The following is an 18,712-nucleotide window of genomic DNA, read 5'->3' on the forward strand; positions in this document are numbered from 1 at the left end:
TTGATGGAACGTACATTTGTTGAGAAAATATTAAATGCGAAAAAAGGGAGTATCGTGGTTCGGGAACCGGATTACGTGATGAGTCATGACAATTCGGCAAGGGTGAGATTCCTTTTTGAGCGTATCTGCGGGACGAGGGTGCATAAACCGTCACAAGTCGTTATCGTGTTGGATGGAAAAGTTTCCGGATTGGTACACGAGTTGTCATTCGAGTATAATTCGATTCGGGATTTCGTGGAGGAACAGGGGATAGAGCATTTTTACGATTGTGACAGCGGGATAAGCCACCAAATATTGTCGGAATTGGTGCGACCGGGGATGCTCGTTGTCGGGAGTGATTCCCATACGGCGACTGCCGGGGCTTTTAACACCTTTGCCTTAGGGATCAACAAGACGGAAACAGCCGTACTATGGAAAACAGGACAGATGTGGTTCCGTGTGCCGGGAACTATCAAGGTCGTTCTGAAAAACCGTTTGCCGGAAGGTGTGTTGGCTAAAGATTTGGCATTATGGATAAAAGGTGTGCTTGGGGAGCTGGATGTGAATGGTCTAGCAATAGAATATCATGGAGAAGGAGTGGAGTCATTGACGATAGATGACCGTATGACCATTGCCAATATGTCTACCGAAATGGGGGTAGTGAGTGCCGCTTTCCCACCGGATGACAGGCTTGCCGATTATTTTAACGAGCCGGCTGTGAGAGGTGTCTGGGCGGATGGGGATGCCGTGTATGAACGTTTTATCGAGATTGATTTGGCGAGAGTATTCCCGTTGGTGTTCGATACCCGCAAAGGAGAAATCCGGAGCGTGGACGAGATGGAGGGTTTGAAAATACAGCAAGGACTGGTCGGGGCTTGTGCTTCCGGACGTTTGGAGGATTTGAGGTTAGTGTCGATGATTCTTGACGGAAAACGAATTGCCGACGGCTTTCAATTGTTCGTGGTTCCTGCTTCCAGGAATATTTACTTGAAGGCTGTGGAGGAAGGTATTATAGACAAGATAGTGCGGTCGGGAGCCATGGTGCTCGGGTCTAGCTGTGGTCCGTGCCTTGGGGTGGGACACGTGGCATCGGCGGGAAATAGTCGCTTGATTTCAACGGCGAATAGCCGATATATCGGGGAAAGTTCCCACGCGGGGGTAGAGAAATACATTGCTTCTCCGGCGACGATCGCCATGACCGCCTTACGGGGGGAATTGACCACGGTGATACATTTTGACGGAGCTCACTATAAATATGAGGTGAAACCGGTTGAGCCGGTAATTCTTGAGGAGTATGATTACCGTAAGGTAAACGAGGTTTGGAATTACTCGGATATAGACAATATTTCAAGTAACCAGATCTTTGCCGAGAAACTGATGTACCGTTTGACCCTCGAACAGGTGGAGGAGATCAAACCGTATTTGTTTGCCGGGTTGGACAAGAACTTTGCCACTGACGTGAAACCGGGGGATATTATTATTGCCGGGGAGAATTTTGGTTGCGGGCAACTTGTGAAGCATGCGGCGACGGGATTGGTTGCGGTCGGGGTGAAGTTGATTATAGCTAAATCGGTGAATCACGATTTCTATCGAATGGCGATCAATCATGGTTTGCAAATACTGGTAGATTGGGCAATTGCGGACGCTTATACTTCCGGGGAACAATTGACGTTTGACTGGAAGAGCGGGGTGGTTTATTTGAACGATAGGGAGTATCCGCTTCCCCCTGTAGATAAAGAATTTACCGAGATGATCGAGAAGGGCGGATTGGTGAAGACCTTCTCATGATTTAAAGATATGCGAAAATTGACGATTTTCATGTGTGTGTTGTTTTTTGCTGTTTCCGGGTACGCCGGAACAGAAAGAAGAGGGCAATCCTATTTAAGGGTTGCCCTTATTCAAGCACATTTGCAGTGGGGTGATGTGGATGGGAATTTGAAGGCGTTCGGCGATAGAGTGGAGAAATGCGAGGCGGCGGACTTGATCGTGTTCCCGGAATTATTTGCCTCGGGGTGCGAGATGAAAAAAGGAAGCGGGGATAAGAAGGCGGAGATTGCTGCCCGTTACGAGGATATACGTGTAAAGTTGAAAGAATGGGCTGCCAGCAAGAATGCGGTGGTTATGGGTTCTACAATATACGAGAAGGACGGGCTGTATTTCAACCGTCTGATTGTGGCATACCCGGACGGGAAATGCTTATATTACGATAAACACAATTGTTTCAAGAAAGGGGCTTTTTCACCGGGAGAAGGGCAACTTGTTTTTGACTGCAAGGGATTCAAGGTTGCTACTTATATTTGTTATGATTTGCGGTTCCCGGAATGGAGCCGCAACAAGGCGGGATACGACGTGGCTGTGTACGTGGCGAACTGGCCTGCTTCCCGCCGGGAAGATTGGCAGAAATTACTACGGGAAAGGGCGACAGAAAATAAGGCGCACGTGGTGGGTGTGAATTGTGCCGGGTATGACCCGAACGGGTTGTATTATGCCGGGGATTCAGGTGTAGTTGCCCCTACCGGGGAATGGCTTGCCTGTTGTGAAGAAGGGAAGGATGAAATCCGGGTGGTTTTGTTTCAGAAATCGGAGTCGTAAGTTGATATTTCATGATTTGTTGTGCGATTAATACAATCTGAGTATTTGGGACTAATTTTAAACGATTTGTTTGTTTCTATATATTCATTTAGTCACAAATAATTGATTGTTAGTATATATATTTGCATCCTTAGGATGTGAATTATACATGGATACCTTATCGTTGTCGAACGCTTTCGCCCTGTCCGTGAAACGGTAGGTGTGTTAACCAGCAACTTATTGAAGGCTAATATAACCTGTAACTTGAAACTTTTGCTGAGGATAAAACTAAAAGATAAAAACTACAAGTTGAAGAATAGTCCACGGGACTTTTCTTCAACTTGTAGTTTTTATCTTTTAGTTGTTAGTTGATTTATTGCAATGTTCCTGCTTCAGCCTGTTTAATCATGTTGGCATTCGCCGTGATGTATATTTCTACACGACGGTTCTGAGCACGCCCTTCAGCGGTACTATTGTCTGCCACGGGTTGATCGAAAGCGAGTCCCTCTGTCGTGATACGTGCACGGGCGATGCCATTACCCACGAGGAAGTTTGCCACGGCATCCGCACGTTGTTTAGATACTCTCTCGTTTACTTCACGGGTTCCGGTGTTATCCGTGTGTCCGTAGATAGTGACGTCCGTGTCGGGGGAGTTCTTTAATGAATTGGCGAACTTTGTCAAGGCATCCCGGGAAGCATTGCTTAATTGGCTGGAATTGGTGGCGAAAAGGATACCATTGTCGAAGGTTACCTTGATTGCCTGCAAATCGTTTGCGTCGGTCACCGTTTCTACTTTTGCGCCTTCGATGGCTTCCAGTTCTTTCTTTTGTTTATCCATTTTTTTGCCGATAAGAGCTCCGGTACCCGCACCCACGGCTCCGCCGATGGCAGCACCGATAGCTGCACCTTTACCTTTGCCGACTAAGGCTCCGATCCCTGCTCCTAAAGCTGCACCGCCTCCTGCACCGATAGCTGCACCTTTTCCAGTGTTACTCATGGAAGCGCATCCGGAGAGGATAATACTTCCGCTTAATACTAAAATAGTGAGTAGATTAGTTCTTTTCATATTGTTTTTAATTTGAAACGTTGGTTTATCTCGTGTAATTCTTCCGCAAAAATAATACCATTTTAACGATTTCAAAATGAATTAGACAAACCGACATAAAAAAAGTCGGACATAATTTACATGTCCGACTTTTGTATTTTGTCGGTTCAAGAATTAGAACATCGGCAATTGATAGATAAATCCGACTTCTACTCTTTGAGTGCTGTGGTTGTTTTGACCGAGTACTTTTGCACGATCGGTAAAGTTGTAACTACGTCCCACGAAAGTACAGAAGAAATGTAAGTTAGAATCTTCCATCGGGTAGAATTCTACTCCTGCCAAGTAACCGTATGAGGTACGGTATTTACCTTTTTCTACGTTATCTGTGGCTTTGAAGATAGATGCCGTTTCGTACATACCTTTCATGAATACATTCCATCTCGGCATGAAACGATAGTTTACTTTAGCAACCAAAGACATGTATTTTGCGTTGAATACATTATGGTCATCTTGCTGTTTCACGATACCGGTCATGATACCTTTCCGGTCAATATCTTCGTCAGAATACATGAAGTCCACGAATGCATTTACTTTTTTAGAGAAGGTAAAATCATTACCTAATGCGTAGTAATACATTTGTTTGTCTTTTGCTTCAGCCATAACGGATGCAGACCAACGGGTTTTGTAGAAACCGTCGAACAGGCTACCGTTCCAGTTAAGCGTGTAAAGTAACGGGGCTCTGCCGTTTTCAATGTTTTTTCCGTAAGTTTCTTCCAGAGAACCGTTACGGCTATCCAAGATTTGGAATTGTAACTGGTGGTTATTGTCAATTTGGTAAGCAATGTTCAAACCGGTCATGAAATTACTCATGTTCTCAATCATATCGCTATACTCGTATATTTCGATCGGGTTCAAGTCAAATTCGATACCCCCGTAAGCGGCACATTGTTTTCCTGCAAAGAAAGAGAAATGGTCGTCTAATTTGACTCCAATACCGGCGATGTCGATAGAGGTCGGCATATTGTCAATGTTGTTACCGCCGTTGTTGCCACGGTTCAAACGTTGTCTCCAACGATAAGATAACCAAGGGGTGATGTTTCCTTTTGCCTCGATACGGAATTGACGCATCTTGAAAGCTGCTTCGCTTAGCCCGTGTACACCGTCATAGTTGAAGCTGGCGTCGAAGGATCCCTGCATATTCAGGTAGAAATTGAACCAGTCGATCTTTTTCTCGACATTAGCTACTCGCTCGAAAAGTGTTTTTTCTTTGGGCGAACTTTGGGCGAATGTGCTCACCCCGAATCCCATAACTACTATTAATAATGCTAACTTTTTCATCATACTTTGTTTTGTTAGAAAATATAATTCCCTGAATCTAGCCTTTTGTGGTTAGAAAATATGGATATTATTATTTCTAATTAATATTCGTTGAAGTATTGTTGGATTTGTTTCCAGTCGCTGGTTTTTGTCAACGCTAACATTAACAATATTCTGGATTTTTGAGGATTCAATTCCTGCGAGGCGATGAATTTGTATTGGTTATCGTCTACCTCTGCGTCAAGTGTGGTAGGACCTGTCGGAACACGGGTTGAACGAACGATAAGAATACCTTTGTTACGTGCGCTGATTAATTCCGGGAATACGTTTTTATGGATATTACCGTTACCCAAACCGGCGTGGATGATTCCTTTGTAACCGCTGTTTGCCATCATTTTTACAACGTCACCTTCCATGTTAGAATAGCTGTATACGATTCCAACTTTCGGGAGAGAGTTCAAATTTGTTACGTCAAATACGGATTGGCTGGTGTGTTTCTTCAACGGGGTTTGGTTGTAGAATACTTTACCGTTGTAGATGTAACCGAGTGCTCCGGAGTTCGGTGCCTGGAAAGTTTGAACGTCAATGGTGTTCATTTTCAACACACTGTGAGCGCCAAGGATGGTACCGTTCATGGCAACCAACACGCCTTTACCCATGGATTCCTTTGCTCCGGCAACAACAACAGCGTTGTATAGGTTCAACGGACCGTCTGCACTAAGAGCGGTAGAGGGGCGCATGGCACCAACCAGTACAACCGGTTTGTTACTTTTCACCACCAGATTCAAGAAATAAGCGGTTTCTTCCATCGTGTCGGTTCCGTGAGTGATTACGATGCCGTCAATGTCTTTTCTTTCCAATAATTTGTTGATTGTCTTGGCAAGAGTCAACCACACGTCGTCGGTCATGTCCTGGGAACCGATCTTCACGATTTGTTCCCCGGTCACATTAGCTATTTTCTGTATTTCCGGAACTGCAGAAAGCAATGTCCCGATAGCCACCTGTCCGGCGGTGTAGTTGGTTTGAGTGGATGATGTTCCGGTTCCGGCGATTGTACCTCCCGTTGCTAAAATGTGAATGTTAGGCAACTTCTGTGCAAATGTTGTTGCAACAGAGAATAGCACCAAGGCTACCAGCAAACTTAAATTTCTAAACATTTTCATAACTTGTAATTTTAATTTACTATAAATAGACTTATTAGAAAATCTGAATAAAAAGCAATCCAAGCCCGACGGAGACAATCGTGGCGATGAGTCCGGGCATCATGAACGAGTGGTTCAGCACGTATTTCCCGATACGCGTGGTTCCCGTTCGGTCAAAGTTGATAGCGGCTACCACGGTTGGGTAGTTCGGGATGAAGAAATACCCGTTTACTGCGGGAAACATGGCTATCAACATATAGGGTGATATGCCTAACGCTATTCCCAAAGGCATGAGGGCACGAACCGTTGCCGCTTGGCTATACAATAATATAGACATGACGAACAAAGCGATTCCGAATAACCAAGGCATTTGTGTAACGACTTGTTCGATCGAAGCTTTCAGTTCTCCCATGTTGCCTTGCAGGAAGGTGTCACCCATCCAGGCAATACCGAAGATTGCCACGACGGCTTGCATACCAGCGCCAAAGACTGAGCCTTGAGCGGCTTTCAACCCGTCCGTGCGGGTTACCAGTAATATAAGTGCGGCGGCGGATAACATCAGAATCTCGATAATTGTCGGCATATCCAGTAAAACTTGGTTTCCGTCGATCAAGAAGGAAGGACGCATACTGTCGAATGAACCGAAAAGTACAATGAATACGGTAGCGATAATGAACACGAAGACGGAAAGGCTTGCCTTTTTCTTGTTGGTAACGTCTTTTAATTCGTATTTCTTGTCGTTGAATACGCCTTCTTTCAAACGTTTTTGGTATTCCGGGTCGTCCACCAGTTCTTTGCCGACTTTCATGGAAAAGAAGGCACCCACGAGCACACCGATGAGTGTGGCGGGGATGGTGATTTTCAGAATATCGAATAAGGTGATGTCAAAACCAGCGAGCAACCCGAGTAAAGCTACCGTTGCAGCCGATATGGGACTTGCCGTGATGGCTTGCTGTGAAGCGATAACGGCGATTCCTAGCGGACGTTCCGGTCTGATCTTCGTTTCTGTGGCAACCTCGGCAATCACAGGGAGCACGGAGTAAGCCACGTGTCCGGTTCCGGCGATGAAAGTAAACACGTAAGTTACCAGCGGGCTTAAAATAGTCACGTGTGCCGGGTTCTTCCGGAGCAAGCGTTCGGCAACCTTGACCATCAAATCAAGTCCTCCTGCTGCCTGCATGGCGGCAGCGGCTGATATTACCGCCACGATCATGAGCATTACATCAATGGGAGGGGCTGTTGGTTGTAGCCCGAACACGAATGTCAAAATCCCCAGCCCGATTCCGCCCATAACTCCCAATCCGACACCTCCTAGACGCGCTCCGATGATGATTGCTGTTAAAACGAAAGCTAATTGTAAAATCATCTCTTTTCTTTATTTTAATGTTTAATAATGCAATTATTTTAATTTCAACACGCTTTTTCTTACGTTTTCCTTAACAAGAAGGTTTCGTTTTCCTGCTAACAAAATTATTATGATGGGATCAATCGTTGTTAACTTATAACCAAGAAAGGCAGCTTTCATGGCTAAAAGTTACAATTAACAGAATGACAATTTGTGTGCCAAATTTTGAATATTTGTTGAAAAAGGATTATTTCTTTCTCGTTTTTGCCAATAGTTTGTCGGCTTTTGGGGACGAAGGTTTGAGAGATTCGGTGAAAGTGTTATTTTTGTTGTAAATTTTGAGATGTATGCAAGATTTGTACCTGTTTAATCCGGATAATGAGATTTCTGTCGCTAACGGCACGAATGGTTATACCCCAAAGGCAAATATCACGTTGATGGCGGATAATCTTGCTTTTCTAATGGCATACTTGGCGGGGGAAGGGGATTACGTTCTGGTACCCCGGTTGCCGAAAGCCGATTTTCTGGAAGAGAGGCGGGAGGTCTTTGGGGTGACGAGTAAGCCGATACTTTGGGAGAAAGCGTGTTTGCAGTCTTTTCGTGCGATAAAGCCGTGGGGATGGAGTCCTCGGATGCATAATCTGTTTGGGGAATTGAAAAGTCGTTGCGGGGAGTTGTTTCGCCAAAGTGTCATGGCAGAGTGGAGTAACGAGAGGCGAGAGTTGTACAGCAGGCTGAGGGCTGCTGAATGTCTGGAATTTATCTGTCGGCAATTACCGGGGATAGAAGCCGAAATCGTGCCCCGGGTATGTCGTTCTTTATCGGCAATTAGGGAGATTGCTGACGGGGAGGATGTCGTGGTTAAAGCCCCGTGGTCGTCTTCCGGGAAGGGAATTTTATTCGTGCCCCGGGGTGTGTTGATGAAGAAGGAGGAGGAGATATTATTGGGAATATTGCATAAACAGGAATACGTGATGGTGGAGAAACGCTTGGACCGGGTGATTGATTTCGCCATGGAATTCGAGATGGATGCCGATTTCCGGTTGCGTTACCTGGGGCTTTCCGTGTTCAAGACAAGCAAGAGGGGAGAGTACGAGGGTAATATCGTTACGTCCGAAGATGCTTTGCGGGAGAAAATCACGGCTTACGTGGGCGGGGAGATGCTGGATCGGGTACGGGATGTTTTGATGGAAGCCTTGCTCGACCGGTACAGGGGAAAATACACGGGTTTTCTGGGGGTGGATATGATGATTTACCGAGATGGCGTGGGGCAATATAAGATACAACCTTGCGTGGAAATTAATTTGCGATATAATATGGGTATTGTCGCCTTGCAATTGCAGCGTCATTTGGCAGAAAGTGCCGAGGGGCATTTCCGGGTTCGATTTTCTGCCAAACCGGGTGATATTTCGAGTTCGGTGGAAGAACAGCGTCAAATGTTTCCGCTAGAGAGGCACGACGGGGCGATAGTTTCTGGGTATATTCATTTGACTCCGGTGGACGAGAATAGTCGTTTCGTGGCGGAGTTGCAAGTAGAGAAAAAATAAACTTTGTAAACTTTATGAACTTTTATGTGGTAAAATAAAGAAAATTTTATTCTCTTTGTACTTGATAATGAATTACGGATCTGGCAATAAATAGGGGGTTGCGTATGCACATGAAAATAAAGATCGAAGGTATCAAGGAAATTTTTATAGAAGATATCCTTCCTACCATGGAAAAGCACGGTTACCGTTTCTTGAGGTCAAAGAACTCGTTTGTTCACGAGGACTGGGAATGGAAGAACGAGTGCAATCTGCGTTTCACGGATTGGGGTGACGATCATGTATCATTGCGGACGGAGTATTTTGTCACGAGCAAGAGAGTGAGCCATTTATTTCACAAGGCGACGATGGAAACGGAATGTATGCCGACTTGCGGAGTCCTCGACGTGGGTTGGGCGTATAAATACCTGGGTATCCCGTTGGAGGATAAACCGTGGTTCGAGATGAAAATAGCGAAGATTGATTCCATCGTGCAGAAATGGATCGTGGAGTTCGAGAGTGTGGGGCTGTCTTTTTTCAAGGAAATGAATGATTACGAGAAGTTGGAAAAGGTGTTGGATATACACAACGTGTCCGGCTGCCCAGCGTTGTCCGTGTGGACGGGGGAACGTATCCTGCACGGGATTTGCCTCCATTATATCAAGACGAAGGATAAGCGTAAAACGCTGGAACTCTTTTCTATGTACAGGAAAAAAGTGGAAGGTATGGATTTCTCGATGATAAAAGACCAGTTCGTGCGTTTGGAACAGTATTTTAAGAATTTACCGGATAATATAAGTCGGCAGGGATAAAAACCAAGTGAATCCCGGACTATAACGTATCGACCGCCCTAGTACTACCCTGTTCCTTGCTTCACCTGTGCGCTGTCGTTACTCTATGACACGAACCATGCATTCTCGAGTCACGAACGAATCATGAACACTCTCCGGCGTCCATGATTCGTTCGTGTTGCGTTCATGATTCGTTCATGTGGTAGGGAAACCATGGGGAGGTGGTTGTCTGGCAGGGAGGTGACACGAGTGAAGTTGCCGATTTTCTCAAGAAAAATATCTGTCTGAAAGTTCGATATTCCGGCATATTTTACTTATATTTGTATGTTTTGTGAAAATACACAATAAAGCTTGATGGAGAGGGATTTAGAGATATTTGAAAATATAGAAAAGGATTAAATATGAGTGAAGAATTAGAGCAGAATATGAATGAAGAATTAGAGCCGACGAATAACGAGTACTCGGCAGACAGTATTCAGGTGTTGGAGGGGTTGGAAGCTGTGCGTATGCGTCCGTCCATGTATATTGGTGATGTGAACACGAAAGGATTGCACCATTTGGTGTACGAGGTTGTTGACAACTCGATAGACGAGGCGTTAGCCGGTTATTGTCATAATATAGACGTAACGATTAACGAGGATAATTCTGTTTCCGTGAGTGACGATGGTCGTGGTATTCCGACAGGAATGAACCAGAAAGAGAATCGTTCGGCACTCGAGGTGGTTATGACTATTTTGCACGCGGGAGGTAAATTTGATAAGGGTTCTTACAAAGTTTCCGGGGGATTGCATGGAGTGGGTGTATCCTGCGTGAATGCGCTTTCCATTAAATTGACTGCCACCATTTACCGGGAAGGGAAGATTTGGTTCCAGGAGTATAGCAAAGGTGCTCCCTTGGCAGATGTCCGGATTATCGGGGAAACAGACCGTACCGGTACAACGATCGAGTTCAAACCGGATGATTCGATTTTTTACGTGACGGAATATAAATATGATATATTGGCAGCCCGTTTGCGGGAGCTGGCTTATCTGAACCGGGGTATCCGTTTGTCCTTGACGGACAGGCGAACGATCGACCCGGATACGAACGAGTTTAAATCCGAGGTTTTCTATTCCGAGAGAGGGTTGAGCGAGTTCGTGGAATACTTGGATGCCAACCGGGAGAAGTTGATAGACGAAACGATTCATATCACGACCGAGAAAAACGGTATCCCGATCGAAGTGGCGATGCATTACAATACGGAGTTCAAGGAAAACGTGTTCTCTTACGTGAATAATATCAACACGATGGAGGGAGGTACGCACCTCGCCGGATTCCGCCGGGGAATAATGCAGACATTGAAGACGTATGCTGATAATTCCGGTGCGTTGAGCAAGTTGAAATTTGATATTAACGGGGATGACTTCCGTGAAGGTTTGACGGCTATCATTTCCGTGAAGGTGGCTGAACCGCAATTCGAGGGTCAGACGAAGACGAAGTTGGGTAACACGGAAGTGGGTACTGCCGTGGCGCAAGCCGTGGGTACCGCTTTAGCCAATTACTTGGAAGAGCACCCGAAAGATGCCCGTGCGATTGTCGACAAGGTGATTCTGGCGGCTCAGGCTCGTCATGCAGCTCGCAAAGCCCGTGAATTAGTACAGAGAAAGACTGTACTTTCCGGTTCGGGGCTTCCCGGTAAACTGGCGGACTGTTCAGATAATAACCCAGAGAATTGCGAGATATTTCTCGTGGAGGGAGATTCGGCAGGGGGTACTGCAAAACAAGGACGTGACCGTAAATTTCAGGCTATTCTGCCTTTACGCGGTAAAATCCTGAACGTGGAGAAAGCGCTGGCTCACCGCGTATGGGAAAGTGACGAGATCAAGATCATATTCCAGGCGTTGGGTATCACGATCGGTACGGCAGAGGATAGTAAAGCCGTGAACCTCGAAAAATTGCGTTACCACAAGATCGTGATTATGGCGGATGCCGACGTCGACGGGGCGCATATCGCCACGTTGATTATGACGTTGTTCTTCCGTTACATGAAACCTGTTATCGAAAACGGTTACCTGTACATTGCCACTCCGCCTCTTTTCTCCGTGAAGAAAGGAAAAGAACAGCGTTATTGCTGGACGGACGAACAACGCTTGCAGTTGATACAGGAGATGGGTGCCGGAAAAGAAAGCAGTTTGCATATTCAGCGATACAAAGGTTTGGGTGAAATGACAGCGGAACAATTGTGGGATACCACCATGTCGCCTGACGGACGTATCTTGCGTCAGGTAACGATCGAGAATGCCGCGGAAGCAGATCGTATCTTCTCTATGCTTATGGGAGATGATGTGCCGCCTCGTAGACAATTTATCGAGCAGAATGCCACGTACGCGAATATAGACGCCTAAGGCATCTATATTACAGGTTGCAGGTTGACAGGTTACGGGGTCGTGACAGTCCTTGCAACCTGTAATTTTATTATCTGATTTCAATATGTAGTTTTATGAAAATCTGTGTTTTTTGTGCTTCTTCCGAGAAAATGGAGAACGTGTATTTCGAGGCTGCTGCCGAGTTGGGAGAAGAGATCGTGAAGAACGGTTGGGAATTGTTGTATGGAGGTACCAATTGCGGGTTGATGCGGGAAGTTTCGGATGCCGTGAAGAAAGACGGGGGAAAGGTGACGGGGATTATCCCGCAGTGTATCGTCGACCGGGGCGTGTCGGCTCAGGGAATAACAGAATTGATCGTGACTCCCGACATGAAGGAGCGGAAAAATTTGATGCGGGAAAAGGCGGATGCGTTTGTCGCTTTGCCCGGCGGATGGGGCACTCTGGAAGAAATCACGGAGGTGATCACTCTCAAACAACTAGGGATTCACAACAAACCTATTGTTTTTGTCAACACGAATGATTTCTACGAGTACTTTTTCCTTTTTATAAATAATATCCGAAAAGAAGGCTTTGTATCAAATGCTTACGATGGATTGTATACAGTCGTGAATGATGTTGGAGAAGCTGTGAGTTATATTAAAAAATACAGGGCGAAAGAATTTTCAAGCAAATATTAGGAAAAAGTTGTTTTTTTAATAATTATGGACTATATTTACAGAGCTAATATAGCGTATGAGTTGACTATTGTAGTGATACAAAAGTTTGGTTAGTTTAGTTTAGAATGTAAAGGGTGACGAAAGCCACCCTTTATTTATTCCATTAATCCTCTACCAATCTTTTTGATTTCGTTCTTTTCCTGGAGCATAGGTACTACCTTATCAAGAACGCCATTGATGAAGCTACTACTTTTGGGGGAACAATAGGTTTTAGATATTTCAATGTATTCATCCAGAGTTACTTTGATCGGGATGGAAGGAAAATATCTTAGTTCGCTGATAGCGGCATCCATGATCAATTTATCCATTTCGGAGATGCGATCCAGTTCCCAGTTCATGGTGAATTGGTCGATGATTTCCAGGTTTTCCTTCATGTCAAGAATAGATTTCCGGAATAGTGTTTTGGCAAATTCCAAGTCTTCATCTTCGTTATATAGGGTAATGAAGAAAACTGTATTTTCCGAATAACTTTCTTTCATGTATTTAACCGTCTTGTAGACGATGCTTAGTACCAGCTCGAAATCGTCGTTCCAGAAAATGTTCTTTTCTTCCATCGCTTGGTCGAAATCTTCATCCACGGAGATCAATTCCGAGATCATGTCTAACACGAGTTGCTTATGGTCTTCATAAGTAACGGTCGGTTTGTTCATGTACTGGTTGAAGAAATCGGTTTCTACCAGTTTGTTATGCAGGGAAGTAACCACATCTTGACACTCGTTTAATGAAACGAGGTTAGTGGAAACGTATGTTTTGAATTTCCGGTTCTCGGCGATCTGGTTGATAACCGGGTTGTCAATAAACCGGGTGTTCGGGTTTAAATCCTGGTGTGAAGCAAGCTTCCGATTGCGGGCGGCATCTATTTTCAGAAACGCGTAGCGTTGAATCTCTGTTATCAGAAGGAACACGTGGTAATACAAGTCGGTGCTCTTTGTAATACTCTTGAACAAATCCCGTTCTACCTCTGTGATGGTCACTCCCTCTTTCTTCGTGTAAGAATATAAAAGCTGTAAAACTTTAATTCTAATTAATCTTCTGCTTGTCATTTTATAAAGAACTATTATTATATCTGGGCACAAAAGTACGAATTTAATTGAAAATTGAAAATTGAAAATTGAAAATTATTCCTTACTTTCGCACGAATTATGCAGTAAAGGGACGAAATATGATACAACATATACATATAGTGAATTACGCTCTGATTGATAAGACTGATCTGGAGTTAGAGAAAGGGTTTACGATTATTACCGGAGAAACCGGGGCGGGAAAATCCATTTTGCTGGGAGCTATCGGGTTGACTTTGGGACAGCGGGGAGATACTTCTGCTATTATGGATCGGGAGCGGAAATGTGTGGTGGAGATCACGTATAATGTAGTGGGGTATCATTTGCAGCAGTGGTTCGCGGATAATGATCTCGATTATGACGATGAGGTCGTCGTGCGTCGGGAGTTGGCGGCAGACGGCAAATCCCGTTCGTTCATCAATGATACACCCGTGAGTAATAAAATATTGAAGGAGTTCGGGAGTTTTTTGATTGACGTGCATTCACAACACCAGTCCTTGTTGATCGGGCAGCCAGAATACCAGTTGGAGATTTTGGATGCGTTTTGTGGCAACCGGTCTTTGCTGAAAGAATACAGGGTGAAGTATTCTGCCCGCCAGGCTTTACTGGCGGAATTGGGACAGGTGCGGCAGCAGGCACGGGAAGCCGAGCAGGAGGAGGATTACTTGAAATACCAGTTTAACCAGTTGGACGAGGCGAATTTAAGGGCGGGGGAGCAACAGGAATTGGAAGACGAGTTGTCCGTGTTGAATAACGCCGAGGCGATAAAAGGTGCTTTCTCGGAGGTGGGTTACGTGTTGACGGAGGCGGATGCTCCTGTCATTCAATTGCTGAAAGGGGTGAGGAATAAAATAGCCGCGTTGGAGGATGTTGTGAAGGAGGCTACTGATTACGACCAGCGATTACATTCCGTGATTATCGAGTTGGAGGATATCGCAGATGAGGCAGAACGGATAGCCGAGCGAGTGGAGTACAATCCGTCCCGGGTGGATGCTATCAACGACAGGCTGGGTGTGATGTATGATCTTCTACACAAGCACAAAATGGAACGGACAGAAGATTTAATAGCCTTGAAAGATGCCTTGCGGGAGAAGTTGAAGGGGATACAATCCTTCTCGGCACGTATTGAAGAGTTGGAGAAACGGATTGCCGCACTGGAAGTGGAAATGGAGGCGTCAGCTCAAAAGATTCATGCCGCCCGGGTGGATTCGGAAGGGAAATTGAGGGAAGAGATGAGAGGGTTGTTGGTCGGGTTAGGTATAAAACACGCTTTGTTCAAAGTGGAGATCGTTCCTTTAGACCACTTTACCTCGACGGGTAAGGACGAGGTGACTTTCCTGTTTTCGGCGAATAAAAACCAGGAACCGGGAGAGTTGTCGAAAGTGGCTTCCGGCGGAGAGATTTCTCGTTTGATGTTATCGTTGAAGTACATTCTGTCCCGCACGAAGCAATTGCCCGTCATTATCTTTGATGAGATAGACACGGGGGTGTCCGGAGAGATCGCTCACCGGATGGCGGCGATGATGAAGGAGATGGCTACCCGTATGCAGGTCATCAGTATCTCGCACTTGCCACAGATTGCGGCAGCCGGGGATAGCCATTTTAAGGTATATAAAGAGGACGACCACGCGGGAACTATTTCGCGTATTCGCCGTTTAACAGAGGAGGAACGAGTGGTTGAGATCGCTGGGATGATTAGTGGCAGCGTCGTGAGCGAAGCGGCTTTAGAGAATGCCCGGTTACTGCGAGATCAATTCTAAGGGGTCTTTGATTTGAAGATTTACATCGAGTGATCGGAAGAAGATCACGTAATTTTAATTTAATATTCTATGAGTTACAATTTATTGAAAGGGAAAAGAGGAATTATTTTCGGGGCGTTGAACGAGATGTCTATTGCTTGGAAAGTAGCGGAGAAATGTTTGGAAGAGGGGGCGCAAATTGTTTTGACGAACACGGAATTGTCTATTCGTATGGGAAACGTGAAGGAGTTTGCAGAAAAGAATAATGTTCCTTTGATTCCGGCAGATGCTACAAGTGAAGAGGATTTGGAACAATTGTTCCAAAAGTCGATGGATTTGTTGGGAGGAAAGATTGATTTTATTCTGCACTCCGTGGCAATGTCTTTGAACGTGAGAAAAAAACGTCCTTATGATAATTTAGATTACGACTTTTTGCAGAAGACGTTGGATATTTCAGCTGTGTCGTTCCACAAGGTATTGCAGACGGCGAAGAAGCTAGATGCCATGAACGAGTGGGGGTCCGTGGTAGCGCTTTCTTACGTGGCGGCGCAGCGGACGATGTTCGAGTATAATGATATGGCGGATGCCAAAGCGATGTTGGAGTCTATTGCCCGTAGTTTCGGGTATATTTACGGGCGGGAGAAACGGGTGCGCGTGAACACAATCTCGCAATCGCCCACGATGACCACGGCGGGAAGCGGTATCAAGGGTTTTGATTCCCTGATCGATTTCGCCGAACGTATGTCCCCGTTGGGAAATGCCGATGCCGACGAGTGTGCAAACTATTGTATCACCTTGTTTTCCGACCTTACCCGTAAGGTTACCATGCAGAATCTTTTCCACGACGGGGGATTTTCCAGTATGGGTATGAGTTACCGGGCGATGCACCAGTACAACAAGAGTTTTGAGAACGATAACTCGAAATAATTTTCAGATTTGCGATCTATGAACCAGAATCGCAAATCATAAATTTTAAATCATAGATCGAAAAGATGTTTTTATTTTTTGACACGGAGACGACGGGACTTCCACAACGGTGGAATGCTCCCATTACCGACTTGGATAATTGGCCTCGTATGGTGCAGTTGGCGTGGATTATGTGTGATGAGAAAGGGAATATTATTGAAGAACGGAGTGATATTGTGAAGCCGGAAGGTTTTTTGATTCCGGCGGAAGCGTCCCGGGTACACGGGATTACGACTGCAAAGGCACAAGCCGAGGGCAAGGATTTGTTGTCTGTTCTGGAAGTTTTTTCAGACAAAATAGATGAGGCATTTGCTTTGATCGGGCACAACATCAGTTTTGACGAGTGTATAGTGGGGGCTGAGTTCGAGCGTAAGCGTATCATGAGTTCCATGTTCTTGAAACCGAAATATTGCACGATGAAATCGTCCACGAACTATTGTAAATTACCGGGGAAGCAGGGTTTCAAGTCCCCGAAGTTGTCCGAGTTGCACGAGGTGTTGTTCGGGGAGGGATTCGAAAACGCCCATGATGCTTTGGCTGACGTGAGGGCTACCGCACGATGTTTCTGGAAGTTGAAAGAACTCAAGGTGATGTGAGAAAAATAAAAAAAGACATATGGCTAAAAAACCGGAATATAATTATCAATCATTACAATCGGATTATGGGAAAATGCCGCCGCAAGCGGTTGATTTAGAGGAAGCGATACTGGGGTCACTGATGCTGGAAAAGGATGCTTTTATTACCGTGAGCGACTTCCTGAAGCCCGAATGTTTCTACAAAGAGGCGCACCAGAAGATATACCGGGGTATTCAGAATTTGTCGTTGAACAACGAACCGGTGGATATTCTGACCGTGAGCGAGGAGATGAAGCGATTGGGCGAGCTGGAATCGATTGGCGGGTATTATTACCTGGCGCAGCTGACTTCCAAAGTGGCTTCTGCAGCCCATATCGAATTTCATGCCCGCATCATCGTGCAGAAATATATCCAGCGGGAGCTGATCCGGGTATGTACGGATATTCAGAATAAAGCCTATGATGACGCCACGGACGTTGCTGACCTCGTGGATATGGCACAGAAGCAGGTATTCGAGATCGCGGAAGGGAATATCAAAAAGGAAACGACTGCCATCAACGCCTTGATCGATGAAGCGATCAAAGGAATCGAGATTGCCGGAAAACGGGCGGACGGATTGAGCGGTGTGCCTTCTGGCTTCACGGCGTTGGATGAAGTAACTTCCGGTTGGCAGCCTTCTGACCTGGTGATTATAGCCGCCCGTCCTTCCATGGGTAAGACGGCTTTCGTGTTGTCCATGACCCGGAATATGGCGGTGAACCATAACCAGCCTATTGCTTTGTTCTCTTTGGAGATGTCTTCTGTGCAGTTGGTCAATCGTTTGATTGCCAGTGAAACCGAGTTGGGATCAGAGAAAATTCGTAACGGTAAGTTGTCCGAGGACGAATGGCAACAGTTGCATTCGAAGATCAAGGCTTTGATTAAAGCTCCGATATACGTGGATGATACCCCGGCACTCTCGATTTTCGAGTTGCGGGCAAAATGTCGTCGCCTGCAACAGAGGTACGGGATCAAGGTGTTGATTATAGACTACTTGCAGTTGATGACCGCGGGTGCCGATATGAGGGGAAACCGGGAACAGGAGGTAAGTATGATTTCCCGGCAGTTGAAAATTATCGCCAAAGAATTGAATATTCCCGTGATAGCTTTGTCGCAGTTGAACCGCGGAGTGGAACAACGTACCGGTGATGCCAAGAAGCCGATGCTTTCCGACTTGCGTGAGTCGGGAGCCATCGAGCAGGACGCCGATATGGTACTTTTTATCCATCGTCCCGAGCGTTACGGGATCATGGAGGACAGTATGGGAAACAGCTTGAAAGGGATCGCCGATATTATTATCGCCAAGCATCGTAATGGTGCCGTGGGAGAGATTCAATTGCGCTTCCGCAACGAGTTGGCTCAGTTCTGTGATCTGGAAGATGTTTCTCCTTTCGGGAGTCCGACAGTGAAGACCGTTACTTTTGGTTCCCGGATGAACGAGGACGCATCTGCGCAGGTTCCTGCCCTTGATTCGGGTTTCCAAGACGGGGGAAAGAGTTTCGAGAGTGGAAGCAATAGCAATACTGCGCCGTTCTGA

15 protein-coding genes are annotated in these 18,712 nt (G+C 45.8%); 10 read left to right on the plus strand and 5 right to left on the minus strand.

Going from position 1 to position 18,712, the window contains the following annotated elements:
- The first annotated feature begins 3 nt into the window (after positions 1–3).
- Complete coding sequence (locus BN8899_RS15535) at positions 4–1,767, plus strand: aconitase family protein (protein ID WP_065220085.1); 1,764 nt, start codon at positions 4–6, stop codon at positions 1,765–1,767.
- A 9-nt stretch (positions 1,768–1,776) separates the two neighbouring features.
- Complete coding sequence (locus BN8899_RS15540; protein ID WP_065220086.1) at positions 1,777–2,571, plus strand: nitrilase-related carbon-nitrogen hydrolase; 795 nt, start codon at positions 1,777–1,779, stop codon at positions 2,569–2,571.
- A 352-nt stretch (positions 2,572–2,923) separates the two neighbouring features.
- On the opposite strand, the gene BN8899_RS15545 is transcribed toward BN8899_RS15540, so the two are convergent.
- The 4 genes from BN8899_RS15545 to BN8899_RS15560 form a co-directional block, all read right to left on the minus strand.
- Positions 2,924–3,616 (minus strand): YiaD family glycine zipper/OmpA-like lipoprotein, encoded by a 693-nt coding sequence (locus tag BN8899_RS15545; RefSeq protein WP_065220087.1) that lies wholly within the window; start codon positions 3,614–3,616, stop codon positions 2,924–2,926.
- A 153-nt stretch (positions 3,617–3,769) separates the two neighbouring features.
- Positions 3,770–4,933 (minus strand): porin, encoded by a 1,164-nt coding sequence (locus tag BN8899_RS15550; RefSeq protein WP_065220088.1) that lies wholly within the window; start codon positions 4,931–4,933, stop codon positions 3,770–3,772.
- A gap of 80 nt (positions 4,934–5,013) precedes the next feature.
- The gene (gene ansB / locus BN8899_RS15555; protein ID WP_018336643.1) at positions 5,014–6,075 is read right to left on the minus strand and encodes an L-asparaginase 2; all 1,062 of its coding nucleotides are present in this window, start codon (positions 6,073–6,075) and stop codon (positions 5,014–5,016) included.
- 34 nt (positions 6,076–6,109) lie between these two features.
- Positions 6,110–7,420, minus strand: coding sequence for an anaerobic C4-dicarboxylate transporter family protein (locus BN8899_RS15560; RefSeq protein WP_065220089.1), 1,311 nt, complete (start codon positions 7,418–7,420; stop codon positions 6,110–6,112).
- A gap of 326 nt (positions 7,421–7,746) precedes the next feature.
- Here BN8899_RS15560 and BN8899_RS15565 point away from each other — a divergent pair, with 326 nt between their 5' ends.
- The 4 genes from BN8899_RS15565 (at position 7,747) to BN8899_RS15580 (ending at position 12,756) form a co-directional block, all read left to right on the plus strand.
- Positions 7,747–8,946 carry an ATP-grasp domain-containing protein gene (locus BN8899_RS15565; protein WP_065220090.1) on the plus strand — a complete coding sequence of 400 codons (1,200 nt, stop codon included), beginning with the start codon at positions 7,747–7,749 and terminating at the stop codon, positions 8,944–8,946.
- A 104-nt stretch (positions 8,947–9,050) separates the two neighbouring features.
- Positions 9,051–9,734, plus strand: coding sequence for an SPRY domain-containing protein (locus tag BN8899_RS15570; protein WP_018336639.1), 684 nt, complete (start codon positions 9,051–9,053; stop codon positions 9,732–9,734).
- Between the two features lie 404 nt (positions 9,735–10,138).
- A complete protein-coding gene (gene gyrB / locus BN8899_RS15575; RefSeq protein WP_187376987.1) occupies positions 10,139–12,097 on the plus strand; it encodes a DNA topoisomerase (ATP-hydrolyzing) subunit B in 1,959 nt (652 codons plus the stop codon).
- A gap of 95 nt (positions 12,098–12,192) precedes the next feature.
- Positions 12,193–12,756, plus strand: coding sequence for an LOG family protein (locus tag BN8899_RS15580; protein ID WP_065220092.1), 564 nt, complete (start codon positions 12,193–12,195; stop codon positions 12,754–12,756).
- Between the two features lie 134 nt (positions 12,757–12,890).
- On the opposite strand, the gene BN8899_RS15585 is transcribed toward BN8899_RS15580, so the two are convergent.
- Positions 12,891–13,838 (minus strand): transcription antitermination protein NusB, encoded by a 948-nt coding sequence (locus BN8899_RS15585; RefSeq protein ID WP_065220093.1) that lies wholly within the window; start codon positions 13,836–13,838, stop codon positions 12,891–12,893.
- A 119-nt stretch (positions 13,839–13,957) separates the two neighbouring features.
- Between BN8899_RS15585 and recN the strand changes: the two genes are divergently transcribed.
- The 4 genes from recN (at position 13,958) to dnaB (ending at position 18,712) form a co-directional block, all read left to right on the plus strand.
- The gene (gene recN / locus BN8899_RS15590; RefSeq protein ID WP_065220771.1) at positions 13,958–15,616 is read left to right on the plus strand and encodes a DNA repair protein RecN; all 1,659 of its coding nucleotides are present in this window, start codon (positions 13,958–13,960) and stop codon (positions 15,614–15,616) included.
- A 69-nt stretch (positions 15,617–15,685) separates the two neighbouring features.
- Entirely contained in the window at positions 15,686–16,522 is an 837-nt protein-coding gene (locus BN8899_RS15595) for an enoyl-ACP reductase FabI (protein WP_018336634.1), read from the plus strand.
- A gap of 65 nt (positions 16,523–16,587) precedes the next feature.
- Positions 16,588–17,157, plus strand: coding sequence for a 3'-5' exonuclease (locus BN8899_RS15600; RefSeq protein ID WP_018336633.1), 570 nt, complete (start codon positions 16,588–16,590; stop codon positions 17,155–17,157).
- Positions 17,158–17,176: 19 nt separating this feature from the next.
- On the plus strand, positions 17,177–18,712 hold the full coding sequence (dnaB, locus tag BN8899_RS15605) for a replicative DNA helicase (protein ID WP_018336632.1): 1,536 nt from the start codon (positions 17,177–17,179) through the stop codon (positions 18,710–18,712).

Source organism: Butyricimonas sp. Marseille-P2440, assembly GCF_900091675.1.
Lineage (GTDB): Bacteria > Bacteroidota > Bacteroidia > Bacteroidales > Marinifilaceae > Butyricimonas > Butyricimonas synergistica.